This is a genomic window from Microcoleus sp. B3-A4, assembly GCF_036705385.1.
Lineage (GTDB): Bacteria > Cyanobacteriota > Cyanobacteriia > Cyanobacteriales > Microcoleaceae > Microcoleus.
Window position 1 is genome coordinate 1 of the sequence record NZ_JAUBUI010000223.1, and the last position, 1,306, is coordinate 1,306.

General features: G+C 45.3%; 3 protein-coding genes. 1 reads left to right on the forward strand and 2 read right to left on the reverse strand.

The features are described from left to right. Positions 1-47 precede the first annotated feature (47 nt). Both QUB33_RS29480 and QUB33_RS29485 read right to left on the reverse strand, forming a co-directional pair. Complete coding sequence (locus QUB33_RS29480) at positions 48-335, reverse strand: hypothetical protein (protein ID WP_333358238.1); 288 nt, start codon at positions 333-335, stop codon at positions 48-50. Positions 336-360: 25 nt separating this feature from the next. Continuing rightward, complete coding sequence (locus QUB33_RS29485) at positions 361-648, reverse strand: hypothetical protein (RefSeq protein WP_333358241.1); 288 nt, start codon at positions 646-648, stop codon at positions 361-363. Positions 649-780: 132 nt separating this feature from the next. Between QUB33_RS29485 and QUB33_RS29490 the strand changes: the two genes are divergently transcribed. After that, positions 781-1,306, forward strand: a 526-nt coding sequence (locus QUB33_RS29490) for a hypothetical protein (protein WP_333358244.1), incomplete at its 3' end; no start/stop codon positions are given.

The following is a 1,306-nucleotide window of genomic DNA, read 5'->3' on the forward strand; positions in this document are numbered from 1 at the left end:
TTGGTTAGATAGGATGCTTTTTACAAAGGGTATACTTAGCTATTTTACTATGGTTGTACTACCGGACATGATATTAGTGGCTTAGTGGCATAGTGGCTGCCTTCATGGAGGATATTCCACCACTTATCGAAGGGTGGTCTGATGGAGATGTGACTGATGTCCAGTTTGCATTCATCTTGAAGAAACTGCCAAACTTCTGTTTGTCTGGGAATGATGAAGTTTTGAGTGTTGGTTTTTGTTTGGCGATCGCATTCTGGATAGTTGGAAGCTGCGGTTGCACAGAAGTCGTGGAAGTTGCAGTCGTTGTAGTTGATGCTTGAGTGGTTGTTATTCATTGCAGTTACTCCAATTTCTCATTCATCAGTTGTTCGGTTTGGCTTGGTTCGGGGTGTATGAGACTGTCCAAGCGTTTTTGGCACCAATCGCTTGGGCAATCCAGGCTTTGTGTTGATAGGGTTTGCCTTGTTTTCGGGCGCGATAGAGAGTGGTGGTAGATACGCCGAGAAGGTCTGCTGCTCTCTGGGTGGTGCAAGATGGTTCAATTACGATGGGGCGTGAGCGGTTCTTGGAATTTTTGGGTTGGTTGCGATCGTCTAGGCAAACGGGTTCACAGCCTGGAATAGGTAGGCTAAGTTGAAATGCTTTCATTCGCTAAATCTCTGAAACGTATGTCTGATGGGATGTTTCAACGATAGTCGGCGCTAGGGTCAGCCATCGACTAACTGGAGTTAGCAATTTGTTAGCATTGATTCAGCAAGAACTTGATGACGGTTAATTAGGATGCCCCCTATTTCAGATCAACCAGAAGAGAACTTTGACGAGGCTGAAAACAGGTTTGAGCTGAAAAATTTGAAAGCCGCTCTGGAAGCTAAAAAGAGGGGTGAAATCACGGCAACACCCTGGAGATACTTCAAAGGTGTACTTTGCGGAGAGACAACTAAGGATATTGCTTGTAAATGCGGAGTTGAGAACAAGACTGTTCAAATTGCTTTAAATCGAGACATCAAGGATGACCTCATAGACATCCTTGAACCCCGACAAATAAAAAGGATGAGCTGGGATATGGTTCCTAAGTGGCTCACAGAGGCTGGATATGCCTTACCGGAGTCAAGTAAAGAACCTGACCTGATTAACTGGGGAGAAGTTTGCCGTGCGATGCTCAAACCCAAGCGGGAACTTGCGAGCAATCTGTTTACCTCTGGCATGGGGATAAAGTTTGAACTCGATGACAGGACTTACGCAACTGTCACAAATGCTTCGATCGCTTCTCCAAAAGTTCCAAACTTTACTCTCGGTAGGTTGATGA

Coding starts and splice junctions, on each gene's coding strand:
- QUB33_RS29480 (WP_333358238.1), bottom strand. CDS start 335: ATGAATAACAACCACTCAAGCATCAACTACAACGACTGCAACTTCCAC.
- QUB33_RS29485 (WP_333358241.1), bottom strand. CDS start 648: ATGAAAGCATTTCAACTTAGCCTACCTATTCCAGGCTGTGAACCCGTT.